The organism is Nostoc sp. FACHB-280 (assembly GCF_014697615.1).
GTDB lineage: Bacteria > Cyanobacteriota > Cyanobacteriia > Cyanobacteriales > Nostocaceae > Nostoc_B.
Map to the genome: position 1 here is coordinate 172,394 of NZ_JACJSD010000010.1, position 23,964 is coordinate 196,357.

The following is a 23,964-nucleotide window of genomic DNA, read 5'->3' on the forward strand; positions in this document are numbered from 1 at the left end:
TCACCAGTACTATGAGTCTGTCATCCCTCAAGAGAAGGAATTACTAATCTATCTAGAACAAGTTTTGAGAACTTGGGCAAAACAACTATGGTGTTTTCGGGTAATAATAACTTTGTTACTTAATAGCGTTGCTGGTAACGGAAATGACGCGCCCTCCCAACTCAGAGAATGATCAGGAGCCAATTAACCGTCGTTTATATCTCCTACTTTTCAGTCGTAGTAGTTTAGTTATAGGAATTTTCTTGCTTGCTGGTATTGCATCAGGAATTTGGTGGGCAAGAAATTATGTGTATAACGATTTAGCGCCGTTAGTAGAGACAAATCTGGAACAATTACTAGGGCGACCAATTAATCTAGGGCAAGTGGAGTCTTTTTCACTTTCGAGTTTGAGATTTAGTTCTTTATCTATACCTGCAACACCTACTGATGCTGACCAAGTAACAGCAAAGGCTGTTGAGGTGCAGTTTGCGCTGTTACCAGTCATTTTCAGCCGCACATTACCGTTAAATGTCACCTTGGTGCAGCCGCGTGTTTTTATTCAACAAGATCAAGATGGTCGTTGGGTGACAGCAGAGGTCAAAAGTGCTGAAGGTAAAGGGATTATTCAAACGCAATTACAAACACTGCAAATTGTTGATGGCAATGTAGAACTTTTACCAGCTGCTGCGCCAACTAAACCAAAAGGTTCTGTAATAATTAATCAATTCGCTGGTGTGGCGAGATTTGCACCAGATAATGCAGAGATTGGTTATGAAATTAATGGTCAATTTACTAGAGGTGGTGCAGTTAAAATTACTGGGTCAACACAACCAAAAGCACAACAAACTAATCTACAGGTTGTCGCCCAAAGTTTACTAGCATCTGATGTGAGTCGATTAATTCAGTTACCCATTGTTTTGCAAGCCGGAAAAGTCAGTGCTGACTTGGGTGTACAAATTCCTGCAAATGCGTCAGAAATAGCGATTACCGGGACAGCTATTCCTGAACAAGTCACAGCCCAAATTCAAAATATTCCCCAACGCTTCATTAATTCTAACGGTAGATTAGTATTTCAAGGTCAGGCGATCGCATTAGATAATCTCTCCACAAATTTAGGCAAAGTTCCTCTCCTCGCCAATGGTACAGTCAATCTCAAAACAGGTTTTGACCTTTCTGCCCAGGTAAAACCCGTCAGTGCGAAAAATCTCTTAGATACCTTCAACGTTAAATCTCCCGTCGTCGCCACAGGGGAAGTCCAAGCCAAGGTCAAGGTACAAGGTTCTCTGCAACAGCCGGTTCTTAGCGGTACAGTCAGCAACACCAAACCTCTGCAAGTTGACCGTCTTCAATTTCAAGCTGTTAATACTGACTTTCGCCTCAATGTCAACAAAAATGCTTCTCAAATCACCGTCTCAAATCTCAAACTTGTCCCCGCCGCAGGTGGAATCATTACAGGTGGCGGTCAAGCAATATTAGGCGGACGAGTAAAATTTGACCTACAAGCCGAAGGTATTTCAGGAGATATACTGGCGCAAAACTACGGGATTACACCACCAATTAGCATTGGCAATGTCTCAGCTAATACACAAGTTACTGGCTCCCTCGGCAGACAACCTTTAATCCTCAATGTTGCCAGAGTCTTGGTGCAACCACCAGCCGGGGGGCAAATTGTCGGTGGTGGTCAAGTGCAACTAGCGCCCCAAGGCAGAGTATTGTTGAATGTTCTCGCTCAAAATTTACCAGGGGATGTCATCGCCAAAACCAACAACTCTGCATCTAGCATTAAAGTTGGGAATGTCTCAGCCAATGCTAAGGTGTTTGGTTATCTAGGGAATTTGCGGACAGTCGCTCAAGTACAAGCGCCAAATGCTACCTATCCAACTATCGGTGCAGTAGTCATTGAGCAACAAGGGCAGAATTTTGTTTTGCCAACGGCTGTGTTTAATGTAGCAGGCAATACCATCACCGCTAAAGGTCAAGTTGCTCAAAACCGTTGGCAAGCTGTTGTTAATACAGAAAAAGTTCAGTTAAGCCGATTTAAAGAAATTCCCGCCCAATTTCAGGGAGTATTAACTAGTGCATCGGTAAGTTTGTCGGGCAGTACGAAATCTTTTCAAGCCACAGGGGAAGCAAACTTGAATGTGGCGGGGGGTAGAGTTAATGTCAGGAATATTAACTTGAATAATAATCGTTGGCAAGCAGTGGCGAATGCTTCTCAAATTCAACTCAGTCGTTTTTCCCAGATTCCTGCACAATTCCAAGGAGTATTAAATAGTGCTTCTGTGAATTTATCAGGCAGCACGAAGTCTTTCCAACCAGAAACCATTCAAGCGTCAGGACGAGCAAACTTGAGTGTGGCGGGGGGTAGAGTCAATGTCAGGGATATTAGCTTGAATAATGGTCGCTGGCAAGCAGTGGCGAATGCTTCTCAAATTCAACTCAGCCGTTTTTCGCCCCAACTACGGGGTAGGCTGAATGGGAATGTGCAGGTGGCTGGGAATACAAAATCTTTTGCTTTAGCAGATATTCGCGCGGCTGGACAAATTCGCGCCAACCAAGGAATAGCGCAGTTAGCACAACCATTGTCAGCCGAGTTTCGCTGGAATGGTCAGCAAATTATTGTGCCACGGGCGACGACACCGGGGGTAAGTGCGAGTGGTGCGATCGCTGTACAATTACCAGCAACAGGTACACCGAAAATCGCCGGCTTTAATTTCGATGTCCTGGCGCAGAATTTCAACCTCAACAATACTGGTGTGCAAGTTCCCGGAGATATCGCCCTATCAGGTTTTGTCGATTTTAACGGGCGAGTCACAGGTACTCCAGCAGTTCCCCAAGCCACAGGTAATGTACGGCTGAAAAATTTCAATGTGGGTAACGTGGCATTTGACCCCGTTTTAAGCGGTAATGTTAACTTTCAAGGCGGACAAGGGGGAAGTCTGCGCCTCGCAGGTACACAAGATAGGATAGCCCTCAACCTCGATGGCAATTATCGCCCAACTTCCTTTTTAGTCCGACATGATGGCGCTGTCACCACGGGTAGAACCGAGGGAGATAATTTAATTATCAACGCCCAACAATTTCCCATCGCTTTGGTTGGCGGCTTTTTACCTAACAATAATTTGAAACCCTTGGGCGGGCAATTATCAGGCAATTTAGTAGTTAATCTGAATAATTATGCAGTGGCGGGAGATGTGGCAATTTCTCAGCCTCGTGTTGCCAGGGTTTCAGCTGAAGAATTTCGTGGTAATTTTAATTATGCCAATGGTTCAGCTAACTTAACTAACGGTCTGTTGCGTCTGGGAGAAAGTAGCATTGCCCTGAGTGGAAGTGTACAAACTGGCAATAACCCCCAATTTCAAGTCCAAGCGAATTTAGTAGAAACGAGAATACAAGAACTTTTACAAGCGTTTAATATCTACGATTTTCAAGATTTCAGCACAGGTACAGAACCACCCACACTAGCAGGTGCAACCGCACTTGATACCACATCTGTGCGCTTACCAAATGCAGACTTGCTCACACAACTAGAATACTTCTCTAAAATTGCCACAGTCGCAGAACAGCAACAACAGCAAGACAAAAAACAAGCACCGCCTTTACCCAGTTTGGCAGAATTAACAGGTGCTTTGAATGGAACCTTAGTAGCCAGTGGTTCTTTAAAATCTGGGTTGAATGCTGGGTTTAATCTCCAAGGTAATAACTGGCAATGGGGACAATATACGATTAATCAAGTGATTGCTCAAGGTAATTTTGCCAATAATGTAATTACTCTTTCACCCTTGAGTATTGGCATTAATCAAGGACAGGTAGCTTTTGCCGGCAAATTAGGTTTGAACCAACTAACGGGACAGTTGAATGTAGCGAGTTTACCGTTATCTTTATTTCAGCCGTTTATTGCCCAATATCCGCTAGATGTCACAGGTGAAGTGAATGCTGTGGCTAATTTGCAAGGTAATTTCCTCAACCCCAGGGTAAATGGTGAAGTGTCACTGGCAAATGCGACTCTGAATAACCAACCAGTGCAGACAGGACAGGTAAAATTTGCCTACGAAAATGCCCGCTTACATTTTGACAGTGCTTTACTGCTGACAGGAACCCAACCCATCACAGCTACAGGTAGTGTTCCTGCACCCTTACCCTTTGTTTTTGCCAAACCAGCTAGTAATCAAATTAGTGTCCAGGCGAATGTGAGTAACGAAGGTTTAACACTGTTAAATCTGCTGACTAACAATCAAGTCTCATGGCTAGATGGACAAGGACAAGTGGCTGTGAATGTTGGCGGTACGTTAAATCAGCCAATTATTAACGGTAATGCCACATTGAATAATGCTACTATTCGCGCTCAAGCTTTATCCGAACCACTCACCAATGTCACGGGAACAGCCCAGTTTAACGGCAATATAGTAAATATAGAAGGTATTCAAGCTAATTACAATCAAGGGTTAGTTACAGCATCGGGAATTTTGCCAATTTTTACACCCCAGGCAAATACAACCAATCCTTTGACAGTATTAATAGAACAACCCCTAGATTTCCAAGTTCCTGGTTTGTATGAAGGTGGTGTGAGTGGTAATGCCGTGATTCAAGGAACAGCACTCAAACCGCAAATTGGTGGTGAAATTGAACTGAGTGATGGACAGGTAATTATTGGTAACTCCACCACCGCTAACGCCCAACCAACAACGACCGATAGTAGTGACATTAATATTAGTGCTGTTACAACCACAGAAACTAACCCCAACCCTACAACAACAACTACTGCTGCTGTAACTAGACCTAATTTACCTGTGGCGTTTGACAACTTACGCTTGACCTTGGGTGATGATGTGCGGGTGACAAGTCAATCTTTACTCAGTTTTGTACCGGGAGTAGGCGGCTTTAGTCAACCGATACTCAGCTTTAACGCCAAAGGCGACCTAACAATTAACGGTACATTAGCCAAACCTCTCCCCCAAGGAGAAATTCGGTTAACAGGGGGAAGAGTCAGTTTATTTAGCACCGAGTTCACGTTAGAACGTGGCTATGAACAAACAGCCACCTTTACCCCCAGTCAAGGACTTGATCCTACCTTGAATGTGCGACTGTTAGCGATCGTTCCTGAAACTTCAGCAATCAATAATCGAATTTTAAGATCCCCTGCATCGGCAGAAATCAGCGATGCTTCTGCAATCAATTTTGGCACTTTACGCACCGTGCGCGTCCAAGCAAGGGTGACAGGACGTGCTAGTAGATTAAACGAAAATTTAGAATTGACAAGTCAACCCCGCCGCAGTCAAGGAGAAATTGTCGCTTTACTGGGTGGTTCAATTTTGAATAACTTTGCTCAAACCGGAGATATCACCCAAGGGTTAACTAATTTTGCTGGTACGACAATTTTAGGTAGTTTACAAGGTACGATTACTGCGATCGGTCAAGCAATTGGTTTTAGTGAATTTCGCATCTTTCCTACTCCCATTACAGATCAAACAGCAAGACGCTCATCAGTTCTCGATTTATCAGCCGAAGGTGTATTCAACCTAAATCGAGATTTTTCTGTTTCTTTATCACGACCATTATTTAGTAGTGATGCGTCCTTCCGTTACAACGTCCTTTATCGACTCAATGACGAAATTTTAGTACGCGGCGCAACCGATTTAGGCAATGAAAATCTACTGTTCTTTGAATATGAAACTCGATTTTAACATCAACATGGCGCACAACGGTTGTCTGTGAAGAATGGGTGTAAGGGTGTGAGGGTGTGGGGGTTTTGAACACTTACAACCCTATACCCCCTCGTAATGACATCTTACTCTTTGCGCCTTTGCGCCTTTGCGTGAGACAAAAGTCTATATAGCAATACTATCTGAGTTGTGAAAAAGTATTCTTTTTAACGAACCGCAAAGGACGCAAAGGACACAAAGAAGGAGAGGAAGGGAAAGAAAGAGAATTTCACAAATGGTTTAGGACTGCTATATTTACTTATTGGCAAAATCAGTAATAATAGCTTCAAGTTAATAACCAACAGTCAAGTATGTCGCAAAATCGCTCAATTGCTGTTGAATTCCGCGATGTCAGCTTTAGCCGCAACCGTCGCAATTTAGTATCAAATCTTAATTTTTCAATTCATCAAGGAGAAGCATTAATATTACTTGGACGCAGTGGTAGCGGTAAAACTACCACGATGAAATTAATTAATCGTCTGTTTACACCAACCACAGGTGATGTCGTATTTGATGGAACTCCGACAAGTCAATGGGATGAAATTAAACTGCGGCGCAAAATTGGTTATGTAATTCAAGAAACTGGTTTATTTCCCCATTTCACTGTAGAACGTAATGTTGGTTTAGTTCCTAGTTTAGAAGGTTGGAAACCGAAACAAATTAAAACAAGAGTTTATGAATTGTTGCAGTTGGTAGGTTTAGATCCTGTGCAGTTTGCTGGGCGTTATCCCCATCAACTTTCGGGGGGACAACGACAAAGGGTAGGCGTAGCGAGAGCGTTAGCCGCAGATCCTCCAGTGTTGTTGATGGATGAGCCTTTTGGCGCACTTGACCCCATTACGCGCTTAGAATTGCAACAGGAGTTTCGGCGGTTACAGCAAGAACTCGGTAAGACAGTGGTGTTTGTGACGCATGATATCCAAGAGGCGTTTGTCTTAGCTTCTCGAATTGGGTTAATGTATGACGGAGAACTGGTAGTATTAGGTACAAAGGAGGAGTTTCTGCGATCGCAACATCCAGAAAGCCTAGCTTTTCTTCAATGTCTGCGTTCTCTGCAAGACAATTTATGAAAGACTTTTTCTTGATTAAGTATGCCCCAGAAATTTTACAGCACACGCTGGAACATTTATTTTTGGTAGGTATTGCCATTACAATTGCCACACTTGTTGGCATTCCGTTAGGTATTTTAATTACCCGTCAAACTCGGTTGCGTCAACCCATTCTTGGTATTGCCAATGTACTGCAAACTATTCCCAGTTTGGCCTTATTTGGTTTACTAATTCCTGTGCCGATTATTGGTGGAATTGGTGTTGTTCCAGCTATCGTTGCTTTAACTTTATATTCTTTTCTGCCGATAATTCGCAATACTTACACAGGTATTACGAGTGTAGATCCAGCAATTATCGAAGCTGGTAGAGGTATGGGAATGACTGATCAAGAATTATTATTACAAGTCGAAATCCCCTTAGCAATGAGTGTAATTTTAGCAGGGGTGAGAGTTGCCGCAGTCATAGGTATTGGTGTTGCTACAATTGCGGCTGCTATTGGCGCTGGTGGTTTAGGCGTGTTTATTTTTCGCGGTATTGCGGTAGTAAATAATGATTTAATTTTAGCCGGGGCAGTGCCAGCCGCCTTAATTGCTTTACTGGCAGATTTGTTAATTGGGTTGTTGGAAACCAGATTAAAAGTTAAATAAGTAATGAAAAGATTTTTAATATTTTTTATTTTAACTTTTACTTTAGTAGTGGCGATCGCAGCTTGTAACCCTAGTGCGAATAATACCACGGGCGATATTGTTGTTGCTTCTAAAGATTTTACCGAACAAGATATTTTAGGCGAACTCTTAGCCCAACAAATTGAAGCAACAACTAATCTCAAAGTTGTCCGTCGTCCCCGTTTAGGCGGTTCTTTTGTTTGTCATAATGCTATTCTGGCTGGAAAAATTGATGCTTATATTGAATACACGGGTACAGCTTTTACTGGGATTTTAAAACAAAAAGCCGTCAATGACCCGAAAGTAGTTTACGAGAAATTAAAACAAATATATGACCAAAAATTTAAGCTGGAAGTTATGCCTAGCTTAGGTTTTGAAAATACTTTCGCAATGGTTATTCGTGGTGAAGATGCCAAGAAGTATAATATTCAAACTTTATCCCAGGTTGCCCAATATACACCCCAATGGCGCGGCGGGTTTGGCTACGAATTTTTAGAACGAGAAGATGGTTTTCCAGGGTTAGCTAAAACTTACGATTTGCGTTTTTCTAAACCACCGCAAATTATGGACTTGGGTTTAATATATCGAGCTTTGGTGCAGAAGCAAGTAGATATGGTGGCGGGAAATTCAACTGATGGACAAATTACGCGGCTAGGTTTGGCTGTGTTAAAGGATGATAAACAATATTTCCCACCTTACGAAGCTACGCCAATTGTTAGACAAGAAGTGTTGAATAAATACCCAGAGTTGAGAGGTGCGATCGCTCAACTTTCTGGTAAAATTTCCGCAGATGAAATGCGGCAGTTAAATTATTTGGTTGAAGGGGAGTTACAAGATATTAAAGAGGTTGTGCGTGAGTTTCTGAAATCTAAGGGGTTAATCTCGCGCAAAGGCGCAAAGGTGCAAAGTTTTTAAGTGGGAAATTTATGAAGTTAAGCACAACTTTTAAAGCTGCAATTATCTGGTTTTGTGTTTCTAGTGGAACTGTTATTGCTCAAACATTACCCCTCTCCAATAACTTGATTGCTTTTAATTCTAAGGAGGGAGAGAAGTTATTAATTCAAAGTCGCTCCAGAGAAGATTTCTTTCCTTTGAGTATGCAGTTTGTCACGCAAAATAATCAAGCTTTTTGTGGTGTGGCTAGTAGTGTGATGGTGTTAAATAGTTTAGGAATTGTCGCACCAGAATCACCACAATATTCTCCTTATAGAGTGTTCACCCAAGAAAACTTTTTTAGCAATGAAAAAACTAAAAAAGTCATTGCACCTGAAGTTGTCGCCCGTCAAGGAATGACTTTAGCAGAATTAGGCGGATTAATTGCTAGTTATGATGTCCAAGTCAATGTTTATCATGCAGCCGATACTAATTTAGAACAATTTCGTAAGTTAGTCTCGACAAATTTAAAGCAATCTAATAATTTTGTGATAGTTAATTATTTACGTAAAGAAATTGGTCAAGAAAAAGGTGGACATATTTCACCAATTGCTGCTTACAATGAGCAGACAGATAGATTTTTAATTATGGATGTTTCTCGTTATAAATATCCGCCAGTGTGGGTGAAAGCCGCAGATTTGTGGAAGGCGATGAATACGAAGGATACAGTTTCCGGTAAAACACGCGGCTTTGTTTTAGTGAGTAAAGTTAATTAAGTTCCTAAATCCCCGGAGCATTGTCCATCAAAGCATTTAACATCGGCTGGAATTTTTGGCGGAACACTACAGCTAATAAACCGCAGAATATTGTAGTTGCTGCCATCACCCACCAAAAGTGAGTGATGTGCCATAGTCCGCCGAACAGGGCAAAGATGATTAGTCCAGCACCAGCCCCCCCTGCAAACAGTAGAGTTGTTTCTTTAGCGGTTTGTTTGAAGATACGTGGTTTTGATTCCATAAGATTATCTCCTGCTCCCTTAAGCACTCGTTACTTTATTGTAGCGAGATGATATTGATATGAATTTAGAAAGTATTGATCTATGAAAATTTAAATAATTAACTGCGATATCAAGCGATAGGCTAAGACATAGCAATATACAACAGTATCAAAATGCAAATCTTTGCTAAACCCAAACAGGTTGTATTTACCGTCTTTTACTTTACCGTTCTCTGTTACAGCCAAGTTGCAGCAGCCACTACCACTTTACCCCTACGCAGCAAAAAGGGGATGGTAGTATCTGCACATCCTCTGGCGAGTGAGGCTGGGTTAGCAATGTTACGCAAGGGAGGGAATGCGGTAGATGCAGCCGTCGCCACAACTTTTGCGATATCTGTAGTTGAACCTTTTTCGGCGGGAATTGGTGGCGGGGGATTTTTACTGCTGCATTCTGAGAAAACTGGCGAGATGAAAGCTTTGGATTTTCGGGAACGCGCACCTATCAAGGCTACCAGAAATATGTATTTAGATGCAGATGGCAAGGTGCGTCCGAATGCCAGTGTGAATGGTTATTTGGCGGTGGCGACACCAGGAACAGTAGCGGGAATGTATGAGGTGCATAGCCGTTATGGTAAGTTGCCGTGGAAGGAAGTTGTCAAACCTGCGATCGCTCTAGCTAAAAATGGCTTTATCTTAAGTAAACAACTAACTTGGCGTTCCATTCAAGTTTACGAAAACCGCAAACCCGTAATCCTCCAGAATTCCGCCGCTAGAGGCATATTCACCCGCAACGGCGAATTTTATCAGCCTGGAGAAAGATTAGTCCAACGAGATTTAGCACGCACTTTAGAAATTATTGCCGACGATCCCCAAAGTTTTTATACTGGTAAAATTGCCCGTGCGATCGCCTCAGATATGGCAAAAAATGGTGGTTTAATTACGTTAGACGACCTCAAGGCATACAAACCCATCTGGAGAACTCCTCTCTGCGGTAGTTTTCGTCAAGCTAAAGTCTGTTCTATGCCACCACCATCATCAGGCGGCGTTCATCTATTGCAGATTTTAAACATTATCGGTGACAGTGATTTAAAAGCTTGGGGATGGCACCATCCCAACAGTTTACATCTAATGGCGGAAGCGATGAAGATAGCCTACGCCGATCGCTCACAATATTTGGGTGATCCTGATTTTATCAAAGTCCCTGTACAAGCCCTCATTAACCCGGCTTACGCCAAACAGCGTCGTCAACAAATCAATATGGATGTGGCGAAACCTGCATCAGAAATCAAACCAGTAGCACCAGAAATTCTTCAACGTTTTGGCCCCGTTAGCAATCAAATTGTCCCTCTACCCAACAAATCATTAAGATTGCCAGCCACTCGCTACGAATCTACAGAAACCAGCCATCTTTGCGTTGTGGATGAACAACGTAACGCTGTGAGTTTGACTTTTACAATTAATCTTGGTTTTGGTGCGGGTGTAGTCAGCCCAGGAACAGGAATTTTACTCAATAATGAGATGGATGATTTTGCCACTGCGCCAGGAGTTCCTAACGCTTTTGGTTTAATTGGCAACTCAGCAAATGCGATCGCACCCCGAAAAACACCCCTTTCAAGTATGACTCCAACAATAGTCACAGAAAATAATCACCTCCGAATGGCAGTGGGGGCCCCTGGTGGCAGCACAATCATCACTCAGGTATTGCAAGTAATTCTCAATGTGCTGGAATACAATATGGACGTTGGTGCAGCTGTCTCCGTACCACGCATACATCACCAATGGCTTCCTGATGAGTTGCGCGTTGAACCTTGGGGTTTGGATGCTTTAACTCTGCAAGACTTACGCCGTCGTGGACACAACATCAAGGAACAAAACACTCCTTGGGGTAATGTTAACGCGATCGCTACTCAAGCAGATGGCAGCCTAGAAGCAGCCGCCGATCCTCGCGGTGAAGGTTCGCCTAGAGGCTGGTAGACAGTCATTACAAAATAACGCAACACTGCCGTTTTTCGAGATAGTTAAAATTCTGAAATACTAACTGCAACTATTGATTCTGTAACATTGATTCTGAGTATTCTACTTGAGTGCTAAATTCATTTGCTCGCGCACTGGGTACTAGTGTCCAACCCGCCTTCAGCAGTTTTTGATAAGTTGCCCAACCCTTAGAACCCCCAGGAATTTGATAATCTGGCACTGCAAATTGCGGATAAGCTGTGTAAGGTCGCCAACCTTTATTAGCCTCTACTTGCAAATACAAAATCTTCTCACCGTCGCCACTAGACTTAGATAACCAGCACATTTGTCGATTCATGGCAAACTCCTTAGTGTTTAGCTAAAATTGCATAATCGCAGACTTTTGTCAAGCACTGCATCAATCTTCTGGGATAATTTTTAATTCCCCTAGTATGTGTCCATATACCTACAAATTGGTTTAGTAAAATTACGTAAGCCATCAGATAGATTTTCTAGACAGTTTTTAAAGATACAGCAAGACAAAATCACGCCATCCCCAACCTTTGATACTTGCAAAAAGTGTCAAATATTGTGGATTTTGTAGGAAAAAGCTGACAATAGCTCAATATCTTCGGCTCCATGACTGAATAATGATTCAACATCGCTTATAGGCGTAAAAATATAACGCTGCTCGGCGATACTTTGCTGGTTATGAGGGCAAGATTTTTCTCATGTTATCTGTGGTTGCTGTTAGTGTATGTAACAAGAGTTACTATTTTCCTAAATAGCTGAATTACAAATTATTTGTTTTGCTAGTTACACCAGTAAGATTTAGTTATCAGTGCTGAGTGCTGATACCCAGTTGCTATTAAAGATAGTCATGTGGGGAGTTGGGGTAGACAAGGTAGAGGGGGTAGACAAGGTAGAAATATTGCTTCCTTGTCCCCCTTGTCTCCCTTGTCCCCCTAACCTCAGCACTTAATAAAATCACTAATAATCGTGCGAATTTCGTTCACTATTGCCGAGTAGTCAGCATCAGATAAAACAGGTGTTGCATCTGCGATGTCGATTGGTTGCACTAAATCAATCCAGGACTTGCAACCACCATATTTTGGCAGATAGGGAATTTCTTGGACTTTGGGCAATTTATAAGTGCGTAACAGCAGAACATACAACGGCTGACGTGGTTTCCATTTTAGGCGATCGCTAATAAAATACTCATTCCAGATATGAAACGGGAGTAGCGCGTTAACAGTAGACTCCTCACTAATCGGCAAAATATCTGTAATCTCTGCCCAACTGCCAATGCGAATTGTTTCTGGATGCCAACCAGGAGTTACTGGACAGACGAGATTTGCATATTCTGATTTTAGCAGAAACGGCTGTTGATGTTCAAAAGTTGGGTAAAGTAAAACCTGCTCATGAGCAACTTGAAAACGTCCATTCTGCTCATGAATACCACCTTTACGCAGCAACATGATGGTTTTAGCAGTTTCCAAAGCATTGATCGCCACAGACCATTCTTTGAGAGCATATAAACTCGAAGTTAAATTCATCGGCATCTGCTGTAACTCTGATTTAATTTCACGCTAAGACCGTTAAAGTATGAAACTATCCGGGGAAATGTAATGAGACAACCATTATGGAAAAGCGAAAATTAGGTACATCTGCCGTAGAAATCACACCCATTATTATTGGAACTTGGCAAGCTGGCAAAAAGATGTGGGTGGGAATTGAAGACGCTGACTCTATTAAAGCCATTCGCGCCGCCTTTGAAGCCGGAATCACAACCGTTGACACAGCCGAAGTTTATGGTGAAGGTCATTCTGAGCGCATTGTAGCCGAAGCTTTAGCGGATGTGCGCGACCAAGTACAATATGCCACAAAAGTTTTTGCCAACCATCTCAAGTACGATCAAGTGATTCAGGCTTGCGATCGCTCTTTAAAAAACCTCAAAACCGATTATATCGACCTTTATCAAATTCATTGGCCTGCGGGTGCCTTTAACAGCGAAATTGTCCCCATCGCCGAAACGATGAAGGCTTTAAATGAGCTAAAACAACAAGGAAAAATTAGAGCAATTGGGGTGTCTAACTTTTCTGGCGCACAATTGGCCGAAGCATCACAATATGGACGAATTGATAGCTTGCAACCCCCATATTCACTATTTTGGCGGGCGGTGGAAAAAGATGCTCTGCCCTATTGTATCGAAAATCAAATTTCCATCTTGGCTTATTCACCCTTAGCCCAAGGATTATTAACAGGTAAATTTCCTCGCGGACAGAAATTTGCCCCAGAAGATAACCGTTCTAGCAATAAATTATTTCAAGGCGAAAACTTTGAACACGCTCAACAAGCTTTAGATAAACTCCGCCCCATAGCCGAACGCCATAATTGTACCTTGGCACAGTTAGCATTAGCTTGGTTAATTGCCCAACCCCAAGCCAATGCGATCGCAGGCGCACGTTATCCCGAACAAGCACAAGATAACGCCAAAGCCGCCGATGTCAAACTTTCCCCTGATGAAATTGCCGAAATCGACTCTATTGGGCGAATTGTCACCGATCATTTAGATAACAACCCAGTCATGTGGAATTGGTAAGCTGAAGGTGACAGGTTATAGGTGACAGATCAGATCCCTGAATCTTCAATAAAATCAGGGTTCTGAATCTTTTGCTAAACAAAGTAACAACAAAGATTGCAAGAATAAACAAAATGTCAACTTTAGTAAACTACTAGTTGCTGTTTCCTAAGTCAGTGCTAAATTGAATAACAAGACATCAAACAGATTCCAACCAAACCAAAAGGGCAAATGACTCTGATGTCTCCCGTCTGTAGCCCAAGCAAATTTTCAGCAAGCCCTAATTAAATGTGGTGAAAGCCAAAGCATACAAAAGGCAGAGCCAAATCCCAAAGCGGAAAAACAAAGATTGCTGAAGTTGCTAGTTATTAAGTCCACCTTAGTTGTTTACTCTCTCAATTGTTTAGCTAATTTTAAAAAATTTGAAACCTGTGAATTCCCAATAACCTGGTCATCGTTGACCAGGTTTTGATGTTTTTAGCTATGATTTTCAATTAGCACTTTAAGTTAAATAAAGTAGCAGTGCTTTTTGCTCTTTAACAGCAGTTTCATAGTAATCAACTATTTCGTTGTAGTAATCTACCATCGAGTCAAGCATATCTTCGTCTGACCAATCAATCCAAGGTACAGGGTTTGGTTTTTGCGACTCTTGTATAAAACGATTTTCAAAACCTTCTTGAGAAAGTTCTAATAAACCATCCAGAATTTGCCCAACTTCATCACCTGCTTGCAGATATCTAACTGGCCCATAGTCTCTGTCAAAATAGAGGTCTTTACCAGCACCAAAGGCATTAACTAAAGGTTTACCATCCCACTGGGAATTTGCAATTACTAGAAATGGTAAAAAATCTTTTTTATATCCTTTTTCCACTATTAATTCTGGGATTTTGCCTTGAGTTTTATCATAGTAGCATGGAATATAACCTGCTAGTAAAAACGTCAAGTCCTGCCAAGATTTATCTAAATCTAATTCGGGATTTTCCCACTCAGAAAGAAACAATTCCTCTAATACTTGCCAATCATAAGTATTTTTCCACTGTTTGCTTCTACCAGCAGGTAAATTACCAAATATTGCTCTAGCATTTTGTTTTATTTTTTCCGCAGATTTTACTATACCGTAGGATTCTTTTTCCCAAAGAGGAGATTCTGGCAACCATTTAGCATCAAAAAACGCATCAACAAGATATATATCTTTGATAAATAAATCCAAGGTTGAGGAAGAAATTTGTTTTATTTCACCTGTTATTCCCATAAAATAATTTTGAAATTGTTTAATATTTAATCCTAGTAAGCTTTATCATTGATGTTTGATTAAATTGAGATATATAATTTTGTGCGTTTTAGATAAACAATTAACTATTGAGAGACACAAATAAAATTTATCTTATTAACTCATTATAAACTTTACAGGATACTATAATTTTCCTAGCAACTCAAAGAAAGTCTCCTTGTCAATGCCTATATCCTGAATCATACCCATTAAAGTTCCTTGTTTTATGTCTTTTCCAGCATGGATAGGAATTACAACCCTCTGTCCTTGGCTATTTTTGTAAATAGCATGACTACCTTTCTGACGGTCAAAATAAAAGCCTAATTGTTCGGCAACTTTAATAAAATCCTTCGCTTTGACACTAGGAAAATTACTTATACTAGTATACTCAAAGGCTTAACAATTAAATCTTCTTTAGGAATTGGTTGATTATCAGCCTTTAAACTTTCAATATATAATTCAATAGCTTCTGTAATATTCTCAATCGCTTCTTCAAAAGAATCTCCTTGAGAATGACAGCCTTTTAAGCTAGGACAAAATGCGTGATAACCTCCATCTGATTCTTTTTCTAAAAGAACGGTATAATTGTAAACCTGTTTACTATGATTCTGCATTATGTTTTTAACTTATGAGTGATTTGGCTACTTTTAGCTTATGCTGAATTTTATAATAAACGCTTTTAAATATTGATAAAAAAAGTACGATCGCAAGTTAAACTATAGTACACAGTAGTTTTTTTCAATGGCTTTAGTAATTGCAGGTGAACGTAGCGGGGTGGGTAAGACAACAGTCACACTCACCCTTTTAGCATCTTTATGCCGTCGTGGTGGTCAAGTACAATCTTTCAAGGTCGGGCCAGACTACATTGACCCAATGTTTCATCGGTATGTGACTGGTCTTGCTTGTCGCAACTTAGACCCAGTGCTGACTAGTGAAGCTTACGTTCAGCAATGTTTTCGCCATCACAGCCAAGCGAGTGAATATGCTTTAGTGGAAGGGGTGATGGGGTTGTTTGATGGAATAGGGAGTCGAGAAGAAAATACTTTACATCCATTCACTTTTGCTAGTACAGCGCACATTGCACAGTTACTCGATTTACCTGTGGTGTTGGTAGTTGATTGTAGTCGGTTATCGGGTTCTGTAGCGGCGATCGCTCACGGTTATTGTACCTTTGACCCTAAAATTAAAATAGCTGGTTTAGTGCTGAATCGTGTGGGGAGCGATCGCCATCTTTCTTTACTCAAAGATGCTCTAAAATCTCTACAATTCCCGATTCTCGGTGTGCTGCGTCGTCAAGATAATATTACAATTCCTGACCGCCATCTTGGTTTAGTCCCCACAGCCGAACTCAGCGAATTAGACGCAGTTATAGAACGTCTAGCAGATTTAGGTGATGCTTGCTTTGACTGGCAAAGTTTATTACCTTTGTTGAGAGACAAGGGGGACAAGGGAGACAGGGGAGAGAATAACTCTGGTTGTTTGGGGAAATCGTCTTCTGTAGTTAGGGTTGCGGTTGCGTGCGATCGCGCTTTTAATTTTTATTATCAAGACAATCTCGATTTACTGGAAAAATTAGGTGCAGAGTTAGTTTTTTGGAGTCCTTTAGAAGATGCAGAATTACCGCCAAATATTCAAGGTATGTATTTTGGTGGCGGTTTCCCAGAAGTATTTGCTCAACAATTAACTAAAAATACCCATGTTTTGCAAGCAGTAAAAACAGCAATTCTTCAAGGGATGCCAACAATTGCTGAATGTGGTGGCTTGATGTATTTGTGTAGAGAAATCATTGATTTTGAGGGTAAATCTTACCCAATGGTAGGGATAATTCCCACATCTGCTTGTATGGATAAACGTTTAACATTGGGGTATCGTCGAGCCGTAGCGTTACAAGATGGTTTATTAGTAAATGCCGGCACAAATGTTTACGGACATGAATTTCATCGCTCAACTTTAAAAGCCAATTCTCATCAACCACTGTTTGATACTTACCGCTATGATTGCGATGAAAATACAGGCTTTGAAGGCTGGAATTTACCTATTAATCTTCATGCTTCATACATCCATTTACACTGGGGAGCTAGTATAGAAATTCCCCAGCGATTTATTCAACAATGTCAGTCTAGTTCCTGGGTAAGTTTAAACTTTTAATTCTCTAATTGCCAACCAAGGGCAGTGGCGACTTGACTAGCTAATTCTAGGGGGTTGAAAGGTTTTGCGATCGCTGTTACTATACCCATTTGAGCATAACGACGGCGATCGCTGGCTTGGATTTTAGCGGTTAATAAAATTACGGGAATTTCTTTTGTGGCTGCATTGGCTTGGAGTTGCTCAAAGGTGGTGATTCCATCCATATCTGGCATCATCACATCGAGTAAAATGGCATCTGGCTGGTAAGTCTCGGCTTGTGTAATACCGTCTTTCCCAGAACTGGCTGTCACCACATCCCAACCAGCGACGGTTTCTAAACAAATTTTGGCAACTTCTTGAATATACTGTTCGTTATCTACAACAAGAATCCGTTTTACTGCCATAATTCATACCAATATATAGGAATCCGGTTTGATTGTTGAAATTATCTGTAAAGGTGGGGAGTGGGGAGTAGGGAGTAGGGAGTAGGGACAAGGGGGACAAGGGGGACAAGGGGGACAAGGGAGAAAAATATTTTACTAGCAACTCAGCACTCAAGACTCAGCACTCAGCACTCAGCACTCAGCACTTAAGACTCATCACTCTCAACTGTATGATGAGTGATGCGCTGAAGTAAGTCCATTACTCTTTGTTCAAATTCTTGGGTGGTTACACGTCCTTTGGTTAAAAATTCGGTGTAGCCTAATTTAAGTCGTTGGCGTTCGGACTCGTCTAAATCTTTGGCAGAGTAAACTACTACGGGCATGGTACATAAATGATTGTGTTGTCGTAACCAATCAATTACCACAAAGCCATCGCTTTCTGGCAAAATTAAATCAAGAATTAATAAGTCAGGATGCAATTCTTGGCTGAGGTGAATGGCTTCTCTGCCTGTTTGTGCCAAGCAAGTTTCAATATCATGGCGCTCAAATAAAGTAATTAATAATTGTGCTAAGTCGTTGTCATCTTCCACAATTAAAATTCGGGCGCGTTTCGATGGTTTGGCAACAACTTGTTTTAGGGATTGTAATAAGTAACTTTCTTGCACTGGTTTACTTACCCAATCAGCAAAATCTGTGATGGGTTTACCATTAGTTTCTGATTGATAAACGCTACAAATGACAATCGGAATATGTTGCGTATCAGCACGTTCTTTTAAAATGGCCATTGTTTGCCAGCCGTTCATTTCTGGCATCAGCAAATCAAGTAAAATCACATCTGGTTGTTGAATTGATGCGGTGGCGATCGCTTCTTTTCCAGTAGCAACTGTTACTACTCGATATCCACCTTTTTGCAATAAAGTTTCCAGTTCATTAGAAATATCTGGATCATCATCGCAAACTAAAACCAAGGGAGAATAAGCAACAGGCAGTGAGCAGTGAGGAGTTGGTTGTCCTACATCAGTAATTTGTGGAGCTTGATAAACGGGTAGGGTAAAGTAAAATGTACTACCTTCTCCTAAAGTACTTTCCACCCAAATTCGCCCGCCATGTTGCTGCACAATGCTTTTACAAATTGCTAAACCCAACCCTGTACCATCATGGTTACGTGAATCAGAGGAATCTACCTGTTGAAATCGCTCAAAAATACTTTCTAATTTATCTTCTGGAATCCCTCGTCCGGTATCTTTAACTGTGAGTAAAACTTCATTTTGTTGCTGCTGAATTTCTAACCAGACTGTCGCCTCACTCGCCGAGAATTTAATGGCATTACTCAAGAGATTTGTTAATGTTTGGACAATGCGATCGGGATCAGCCCATAACATCACCGATAAGCTAGAAATTGCTAATTGTACGCCTTGTTTATTTGCTAAAGGTTGAATAATATTGACTGCTGATTGCACTAATTCATCAAGGTCGCAGATTTCCCGCGCCATCTTGACTTTACCTGATTCAATGCGTTCAATATCTAAAATATCATTAATTAATCGAACCAGGCGATCGCTACTATCTATGGCAATTTGCAACAGCCGTTTGCCTTGCTCTGAATCTGCTTTTAATAAACCACTAGTGAGCATTCCTAAAGAACCATGAATTGATGTTAAAGGTGTACGGAGTTCGTGACTAACAACAGATACAAATTCATCTTTCATTCGTTCAACTTGTTTGCGTTCTGTGACATCCCGCAAAATCACTGTATAGTAAACTTCCTCACCCATATTTAACTTAGAAATAGAAGCCTCCGCCGGAAATTCACTGCCATCTTTGCGCTTACCAAATAACTCTCGCCGTTCTCCCATTCTTCGGGCTAAATTTGCTGATTTACCAAAGTCAGATACGTGTTGACGATGAGCTTGGGTAAATCGTAATGGTAAAAGTATATCTAATTTCTGCCCAATCACTTCTTGAGCCGTATAACCAAAGATTTTCTCGGCTCCTTGGTTAAATAAAGTAATACTTTGGTTGCTATCTATAGAAATAATTGCATCATCAGCAATATCTAAAATTCGGGCTAATTTTACTTGAGAAACTCGCAATTCTTCTTCGATACGTTGACGTTTATCTAGTTCTGATTGTAATTGACGGTTGACAGTAATTAACTCGGCCGTGCGTTCGGCAACTCGTAATTCTAATTCATTATTGGCTTTTTGTAAGGCGGCTTGAGTTTGTTGTAATGCTGCTTCGGCTAAAGTGCGATCGCGCTGGTTGCGTAATGCGACAATACCATAAGTTAAATCTTCTGCCAGTTTTTTTAATAGCTGCACTTCATCATCATCAAAAGCGTTTGGTTCCGCCGCATAAATATTCAACGCGCCAAAAGTTTGATTATTTGTTTTTAAAGGTAAAGCGATCGCCGCCGCATAACCCCGTTCTTCTGCCTGACAGCGCCAAACTTCATATTTGGGGTCAGTTAAAATATTCTGAATAATGCAAGTTTTACCTGTGCGAATGGCGGTACCCGTTGGCCCTTGACCACGCACAGTATCCGACCAAGTAAGCTGGAGTGTTTGTAAATAGCCATCGTCATAGCCAGCTTGCGCCACTGGTAGAATATTTTTGTCCCTATCATCTTCCGCAAAGCCTACCCACGCCAGCCGATAACCGCCAACTTCCACAATAATTTGGCAAATTTTCTGGAGTAGTTCTAGTTCGTCTTGCGTGCGGACAATAATATGATTGCAACTACTCAATGTCTGGAGTGTGCGATTAATGCGGCGAATTTCGGTTTCTACTTGTTTATAGTGGGTGATATCGCGGGTAATTGCCAACTGGACAAATTTGCCATCAGTTTGATTTTGTAGGGGTACAGCATGAGTTTCCATCCACCGACGCTGACCTTGATAGGTAATCATTTCAAACTGCAAAGCACCTTTATTACCTTGACAAACACTTTCATGGAGTTGGCGAAATGCAGCTTGATATTCTGGAGTAATCAAAGAGTAAACTGATTTACCAATCACCTTGGCTTTGCTTTTAGCTTCAAGAACCGCCAGTCCCGCAGCATTGATTTCTAAAATTGTGCCATCAGCCGCTACTACTTTCACACATTCCGGTTCACCTTCAAAGATGGTACGCCAGTCAGCCGTAAAGTTAGATGTTGAAGATGAAAGAGACGCTGTTTCCTGGGACGGTTGTTGCTTGGTTTGTCCCATCCGCTTGAGTAATTGTATCCGTTCCAAGCGATTGACAATCCGAGTTACCAGTTCTGGCCCGACAATGGGTTTGCTGACAAAATCATCAGCACCAACGCTATACACCTGATTTACAATGTCCGCCTCACTATGGACTGTGAGAAATAAAATCGGTAACTCACTCCAATGAGAGTCATTTCGCACCACTTGACACAACTCAATACCGTTGCTGTGGGGCATTTCTACATCCAGAATCAACATATCTGGCTTGACTGTTTCCAAAGTTTCCCAAAACCGACGCGGATCATCTAAGCCAATTACTTGTAAACCCCAAGGTGTGAGTAAAGTTTGTAACAACGCAAGAATTTTTGGGTCATCATCGACAGCCAGGATTTTCGCTTCGCCGTGGGGTAATTGTTGGAGTAATTGAGCGATCGCCTCTGCGACTTGTTCGGCAGACATTGGCTTTTGCAAAAATGTATGTCCCCCTTGCCGCGCCAGATGCAAGCGATTACCTAAATCTGTTTGCTCGGTAAAAACTAACACTGGCACAGGTGGTTTTCTTTGTGCCAATTCTGCTAAAAAACTCCAACTATCTTCTTGATTGTCAGAAAAATTAGGGTCAAGTAACACTGCACTGGGATGGTCGCGGTAAAGTATAGTTCTGGCAGACTCTAGATTTGTAGCAATGCTGACTTGAAATTCTGCACCAGCCGTAGTTTGTCTCAGTTGTTCCCCGATAGTCTGGTCTTGATCAACCACCAAAACTAAAGGTAATCTACTATCAAATGTTCTTGAGTTTGCCTCCTCACCTTGAGTTTGAATTTCCTGGCGCAAGGATTTTACCCAAGTTTGCATTTGAGTAATTTCTTCTGGCGTTAACTTTTGACCAGATTTAAGTAATTGCTCAATTTGACGCGCCAACTTTGAACCAGTCGGAAAGCCAAATGTCCCTAACGAGCCGGCTAAGGTATGGGCTTCTTTAGTTGCTTGGTTGAGCAATTCCCCATTTAAACCTGACTCAGCAAAAGCCGCTTGTTCGATGACTTTGATTTGCTCATCGACTCGCCCTTGAAATCTTTGCCAAACTCCTGCGATCGCTTGGAGTGTTTGTTGTTGCGATGATAGTTCGGCTTTGGGTTTCTGGTTTTTAGATTTAGCTGGTTTTGTTGCGGGTTTCTCTTCTTCCTGGGGTTTGAGCCGATAGCCAATTCCATACACAGTCTCAATTAAATCACCAGGCGCACCCACAGCTTTTAATCTCTGGCGTAAGCCTTTAATATGAGTCCGCACTGCTTCTTCTCCTGGTGTATCTTCATAAGACCACAAATGTTCTAAAATCATCCCGCAGCTAAATACGCGGCGACTATTGCGTAAAAATAACTCCAAAAGTGCATATTCTTTTGGAGTTAATGATAGTAATTCGTTGCCATAAATCACTTCACAACTACTAGGGTCAAGGCGTAAATTTCCCCATTCTAAAATAGGTTGTGATGATGCACCACCACGACGTAATAAAGCCCTGACACGGGCAACCAATTCTTCTTCAGCAAATGGTTTCACGACATAATCATCTGCCCCTGCATCCAAGCCAATTGCCTTCTCATGACTACTATCACATCCGGTCAACAGCAGGATAGGCATTTGCAAATTATTGGAGCGAATTTGCCGACACAAACTAATTCCATCTAACTTCGGCAAAATTACATCTAATAAAATTAAATCATAATTATAAGTTTGAATTAAATCCCAAGCAGTTTCACCATCATTTGCCACTTCCACTGCATAGTTTTGGTTGGTAAGAACGGCAGTTAGTGCATAGGCATTTAACTCGTCATCCTCGACAACTAAAATTTTCATATTTTAAGATTTCCTAACGTTAAGATTATATAGATAATGAGTCGAAAAATTAAAATTCAAAACAAAATTAAGATTGACAATTTGCGCTTTAAAGCATATTAAAGTATTCATACTCTAATGTTAAGTTTAATTCACAATTATCAACATTTATCAATCTTTAGAAATAGTTGCCGAGATAATTCAGCTCTAAAATTAACAGCATCCCTTAAAGCTTTTGCTGGCACAGTGAAATTCTGAAATAACTATTAAGGTATTACTTTAAAACTCATCAGATTTGCATTGTCGTTAAAAGCTGAAAATCGCCTCACATAACAATCTTGAGTGCTGATTCATCGCAGTCACAACATCTAAATTCCGTCATACCAGGCGGGATCATCCTCACAAGTTCCTCAAATTCTTTCTTTATAAATTAAAGATAGATGTCATATACAGGGTGTTCGATGATTACAGCTATTAAATAAATTATTTTTGCAATTTTTGCCAAAAACAGATGCAGATTTCTCAATTATGGTGATTCTGCATTTAAAAACCAAAAACTTCCAAGTTATTCGCAATTACAGCCAGAGGTCTATATGCTGAAAAAGATTTTAGTCGCATTGGATCGTTCGGAAATGGGAACAGAGGTTTTTGAGCAAGCATTGACCTTAGCCCAAGCTATATCCGCCCAACTCTTGCTACTACATGTTCTCTCTCCAGAGGAAGAAGGTAGCCCTTATATTCCCATGTTATCTAATGTTGACTACTATCCAGGTTTGAGCGCCCAAAGTTTAGATTTATACCAAAAACAGTGGGATAAATTTAAAGACGAAGGCGTGCGGATATTGCAGTCTTTCTCGGCTCAAGCCAACACAGCCAATGTGACAGCAGAATTTAGCCAAATTTTAGGCAACCCTGGTACTACTATTTGTAAACTGGCTGCTCAATGGAATGCAGACTTAATTGTGATGGGGCATAGGGGACGTTCTGGGTTCACAGAATTTTTCTTGGGTAGTGTGAGTAACTACGTGCTGCATCACGCCAAATGTTCAGTCTTTATCGTCAATCACCCGCCTGTGCAGAAAGACACTGTCGCACCAGCCGTGACGGTGACTAGTCAGGCTTGATTGAGGGATGAGAGGGGGACAGGGTAGACAAGGGGGACAAGGTGGACAAGGTAGAAACTGAGTTAACTAAGTTTTTTCTCCCTTGTCTACCCCTCCTCCCTTGTCTCCCTTTCAAGGGTAGGGGTTTAAGAAAGAGGCAGTTGAGCTAGTAAAATACAGAACTGAGGACAAACCGCAAAAATAACTAAGGTAGATGCGGCAAAGAATTTCAGGGTGTTGGAGGTAAGAATGCAGG

Annotated in this window: 17 protein-coding genes; 9 read left to right on the forward strand and 8 right to left on the reverse strand. The window is 41.4% G+C overall.

The window, feature by feature from the left end:
• Positions 1–143 precede the first annotated feature (143 nt).
• The 5 genes from H6G75_RS10185 (at position 144) to H6G75_RS10205 (ending at position 9,044) form a co-directional block, all read left to right on the forward strand.
• Positions 144–5,663, forward strand: a complete 5,520-nt coding sequence (locus tag H6G75_RS10185) for a translocation/assembly module TamB domain-containing protein (RefSeq protein WP_190979816.1) — start codon at positions 144–146, stop codon at positions 5,661–5,663.
• Between the two features lie 329 nt (positions 5,664–5,992).
• Positions 5,993–6,751, forward strand: coding sequence for an ATP-binding cassette domain-containing protein (locus H6G75_RS10190; RefSeq protein WP_190979817.1), 759 nt, complete (start codon positions 5,993–5,995; stop codon positions 6,749–6,751).
• Complete coding sequence (locus H6G75_RS10195; protein WP_190979818.1) at positions 6,748–7,377, forward strand: ABC transporter permease; 630 nt, start codon at positions 6,748–6,750, stop codon at positions 7,375–7,377. The genes H6G75_RS10190 and H6G75_RS10195 overlap by 4 nt, the downstream gene beginning before the upstream one ends.
• Before the next feature lie 3 nt (positions 7,378–7,380).
• The gene (locus H6G75_RS10200; protein ID WP_190979819.1) at positions 7,381–8,310 is read left to right on the forward strand and encodes a glycine betaine ABC transporter substrate-binding protein; all 930 of its coding nucleotides are present in this window, start codon (positions 7,381–7,383) and stop codon (positions 8,308–8,310) included.
• Between the two features lie 11 nt (positions 8,311–8,321).
• Positions 8,322–9,044, forward strand: a complete 723-nt coding sequence (locus H6G75_RS10205) for a phytochelatin synthase family protein (protein ID WP_190979820.1) — start codon at positions 8,322–8,324, stop codon at positions 9,042–9,044.
• 4 nt (positions 9,045–9,048) lie between these two features.
• On the opposite strand, the gene H6G75_RS10210 is transcribed toward H6G75_RS10205, so the two are convergent.
• Positions 9,049–9,285 carry a hypothetical protein gene (locus tag H6G75_RS10210; protein WP_190979821.1) on the reverse strand — a complete coding sequence of 79 codons (237 nt, stop codon included), beginning with the start codon at positions 9,283–9,285 and terminating at the stop codon, positions 9,049–9,051.
• A 153-nt stretch (positions 9,286–9,438) separates the two neighbouring features.
• On the opposite strand from H6G75_RS10210, the gene ggt reads away from it, so the two are divergent.
• Positions 9,439–11,238 (forward strand): gamma-glutamyltransferase, encoded by a 1,800-nt coding sequence (ggt, locus tag H6G75_RS10215; RefSeq protein ID WP_190979822.1) that lies wholly within the window; start codon positions 9,439–9,441, stop codon positions 11,236–11,238.
• Between the two features lie 70 nt (positions 11,239–11,308).
• On the opposite strand, the gene H6G75_RS10220 is transcribed toward ggt, so the two are convergent.
• A complete protein-coding gene (locus H6G75_RS10220) occupies positions 11,309–11,575 on the reverse strand; it encodes a hypothetical protein (RefSeq protein WP_190979823.1) in 267 nt (88 codons plus the stop codon).
• 613 nt (positions 11,576–12,188) lie between these two features.
• Positions 12,189–12,779: a DUF1802 family protein gene (locus tag H6G75_RS10225; protein ID WP_190979824.1), complete on the reverse strand. Its 591-nt coding sequence runs from the start codon at positions 12,777–12,779 to the stop codon at positions 12,189–12,191.
• Positions 12,780–12,859: 80 nt separating this feature from the next.
• On the opposite strand from H6G75_RS10225, the gene H6G75_RS10230 reads away from it, so the two are divergent.
• On the forward strand, positions 12,860–13,819 hold the full coding sequence (locus tag H6G75_RS10230) for an aldo/keto reductase (protein ID WP_190979825.1): 960 nt from the start codon (positions 12,860–12,862) through the stop codon (positions 13,817–13,819).
• Between the two features lie 481 nt (positions 13,820–14,300).
• Here H6G75_RS10230 and H6G75_RS10235 read toward each other — a convergent pair whose 3' ends face one another.
• From H6G75_RS10235 to H6G75_RS10245, 3 genes are all read right to left on the reverse strand, one after another.
• Positions 14,301–15,050, reverse strand: coding sequence for a DUF1877 family protein (locus H6G75_RS10235; RefSeq protein WP_190979826.1), 750 nt, complete (start codon positions 15,048–15,050; stop codon positions 14,301–14,303).
• Between the two features lie 162 nt (positions 15,051–15,212).
• Positions 15,213–15,446, reverse strand: coding sequence for a type II toxin-antitoxin system HicA family toxin (locus H6G75_RS32950; protein ID WP_190979843.1), 234 nt, complete (start codon positions 15,444–15,446; stop codon positions 15,213–15,215).
• Positions 15,443–15,682, reverse strand: a complete 240-nt coding sequence (locus tag H6G75_RS10245) for a type II toxin-antitoxin system HicB family antitoxin (RefSeq protein ID WP_190979827.1) — start codon at positions 15,680–15,682, stop codon at positions 15,443–15,445. Before H6G75_RS10245 ends, H6G75_RS32950 begins: the two co-directional genes overlap by 4 nt.
• 127 nt (positions 15,683–15,809) lie before the next feature.
• Between H6G75_RS10245 and H6G75_RS10250 the strand changes: the two genes are divergently transcribed.
• Positions 15,810–17,216, forward strand: coding sequence for a cobyrinate a,c-diamide synthase (locus H6G75_RS10250; RefSeq protein WP_190979828.1), 1,407 nt, complete (start codon positions 15,810–15,812; stop codon positions 17,214–17,216).
• Here the strand turns inward: H6G75_RS10250 and H6G75_RS10255 are convergent.
• Both H6G75_RS10255 and H6G75_RS10260 read right to left on the reverse strand, forming a co-directional pair.
• The gene (locus H6G75_RS10255; protein WP_190979829.1) at positions 17,213–17,599 is read right to left on the reverse strand and encodes a response regulator; all 387 of its coding nucleotides are present in this window, start codon (positions 17,597–17,599) and stop codon (positions 17,213–17,215) included. The two genes, H6G75_RS10250 and H6G75_RS10255, sit on opposite strands and share 4 nt — an antisense overlap.
• 185 nt (positions 17,600–17,784) lie before the next feature.
• Positions 17,785–22,626, reverse strand: coding sequence for a response regulator (locus tag H6G75_RS10260; protein ID WP_190979830.1), 4,842 nt, complete (start codon positions 22,624–22,626; stop codon positions 17,785–17,787).
• 572 nt (positions 22,627–23,198) lie between these two features.
• Between H6G75_RS10260 and H6G75_RS10265 the strand changes: the two genes are divergently transcribed.
• Positions 23,199–23,729 carry a universal stress protein gene (locus tag H6G75_RS10265; protein WP_190979831.1) on the forward strand — a complete coding sequence of 177 codons (531 nt, stop codon included), beginning with the start codon at positions 23,199–23,201 and terminating at the stop codon, positions 23,727–23,729.
• Positions 23,730–23,964 lie beyond the last annotated feature (235 nt).

Coding starts and splice junctions, on each gene's coding strand:
- H6G75_RS10185 (WP_190979816.1), top strand. CDS start 144: ATGACGCGCCCTCCCAACTCAGAGAATGATCAGGAGCCAATTAACCGT.
- H6G75_RS10190 (WP_190979817.1), top strand. CDS start 5,993: ATGTCGCAAAATCGCTCAATTGCTGTTGAATTCCGCGATGTCAGCTTT.
- H6G75_RS10195 (WP_190979818.1), top strand. CDS start 6,748: ATGAAAGACTTTTTCTTGATTAAGTATGCCCCAGAAATTTTACAGCAC.
- H6G75_RS10200 (WP_190979819.1), top strand. CDS start 7,381: ATGAAAAGATTTTTAATATTTTTTATTTTAACTTTTACTTTAGTAGTG.
- H6G75_RS10205 (WP_190979820.1), top strand. CDS start 8,322: ATGAAGTTAAGCACAACTTTTAAAGCTGCAATTATCTGGTTTTGTGTT.
- H6G75_RS10210 (WP_190979821.1), bottom strand. CDS start 9,285: ATGGAATCAAAACCACGTATCTTCAAACAAACCGCTAAAGAAACAACT.
- ggt (WP_190979822.1), top strand. CDS start 9,439: ATGCAAATCTTTGCTAAACCCAAACAGGTTGTATTTACCGTCTTTTAC.
- H6G75_RS10220 (WP_190979823.1), bottom strand. CDS start 11,575: ATGAATCGACAAATGTGCTGGTTATCTAAGTCTAGTGGCGACGGTGAG.
- H6G75_RS10225 (WP_190979824.1), bottom strand. CDS start 12,779: ATGCCGATGAATTTAACTTCGAGTTTATATGCTCTCAAAGAATGGTCT.
- H6G75_RS10230 (WP_190979825.1), top strand. CDS start 12,860: ATGGAAAAGCGAAAATTAGGTACATCTGCCGTAGAAATCACACCCATT.
- H6G75_RS10235 (WP_190979826.1), bottom strand. CDS start 15,050: ATGGGAATAACAGGTGAAATAAAACAAATTTCTTCCTCAACCTTGGAT.
- H6G75_RS10245 (WP_190979827.1), bottom strand. CDS start 15,682: ATGCAGAATCATAGTAAACAGGTTTACAATTATACCGTTCTTTTAGAA.
- H6G75_RS10250 (WP_190979828.1), top strand. CDS start 15,810: ATGGCTTTAGTAATTGCAGGTGAACGTAGCGGGGTGGGTAAGACAACA.
- H6G75_RS10255 (WP_190979829.1), bottom strand. CDS start 17,599: ATGGCAGTAAAACGGATTCTTGTTGTAGATAACGAACAGTATATTCAA.
- H6G75_RS10260 (WP_190979830.1), bottom strand. CDS start 22,626: ATGAAAATTTTAGTTGTCGAGGATGACGAGTTAAATGCCTATGCACTA.
- H6G75_RS10265 (WP_190979831.1), top strand. CDS start 23,199: ATGCTGAAAAAGATTTTAGTCGCATTGGATCGTTCGGAAATGGGAACA.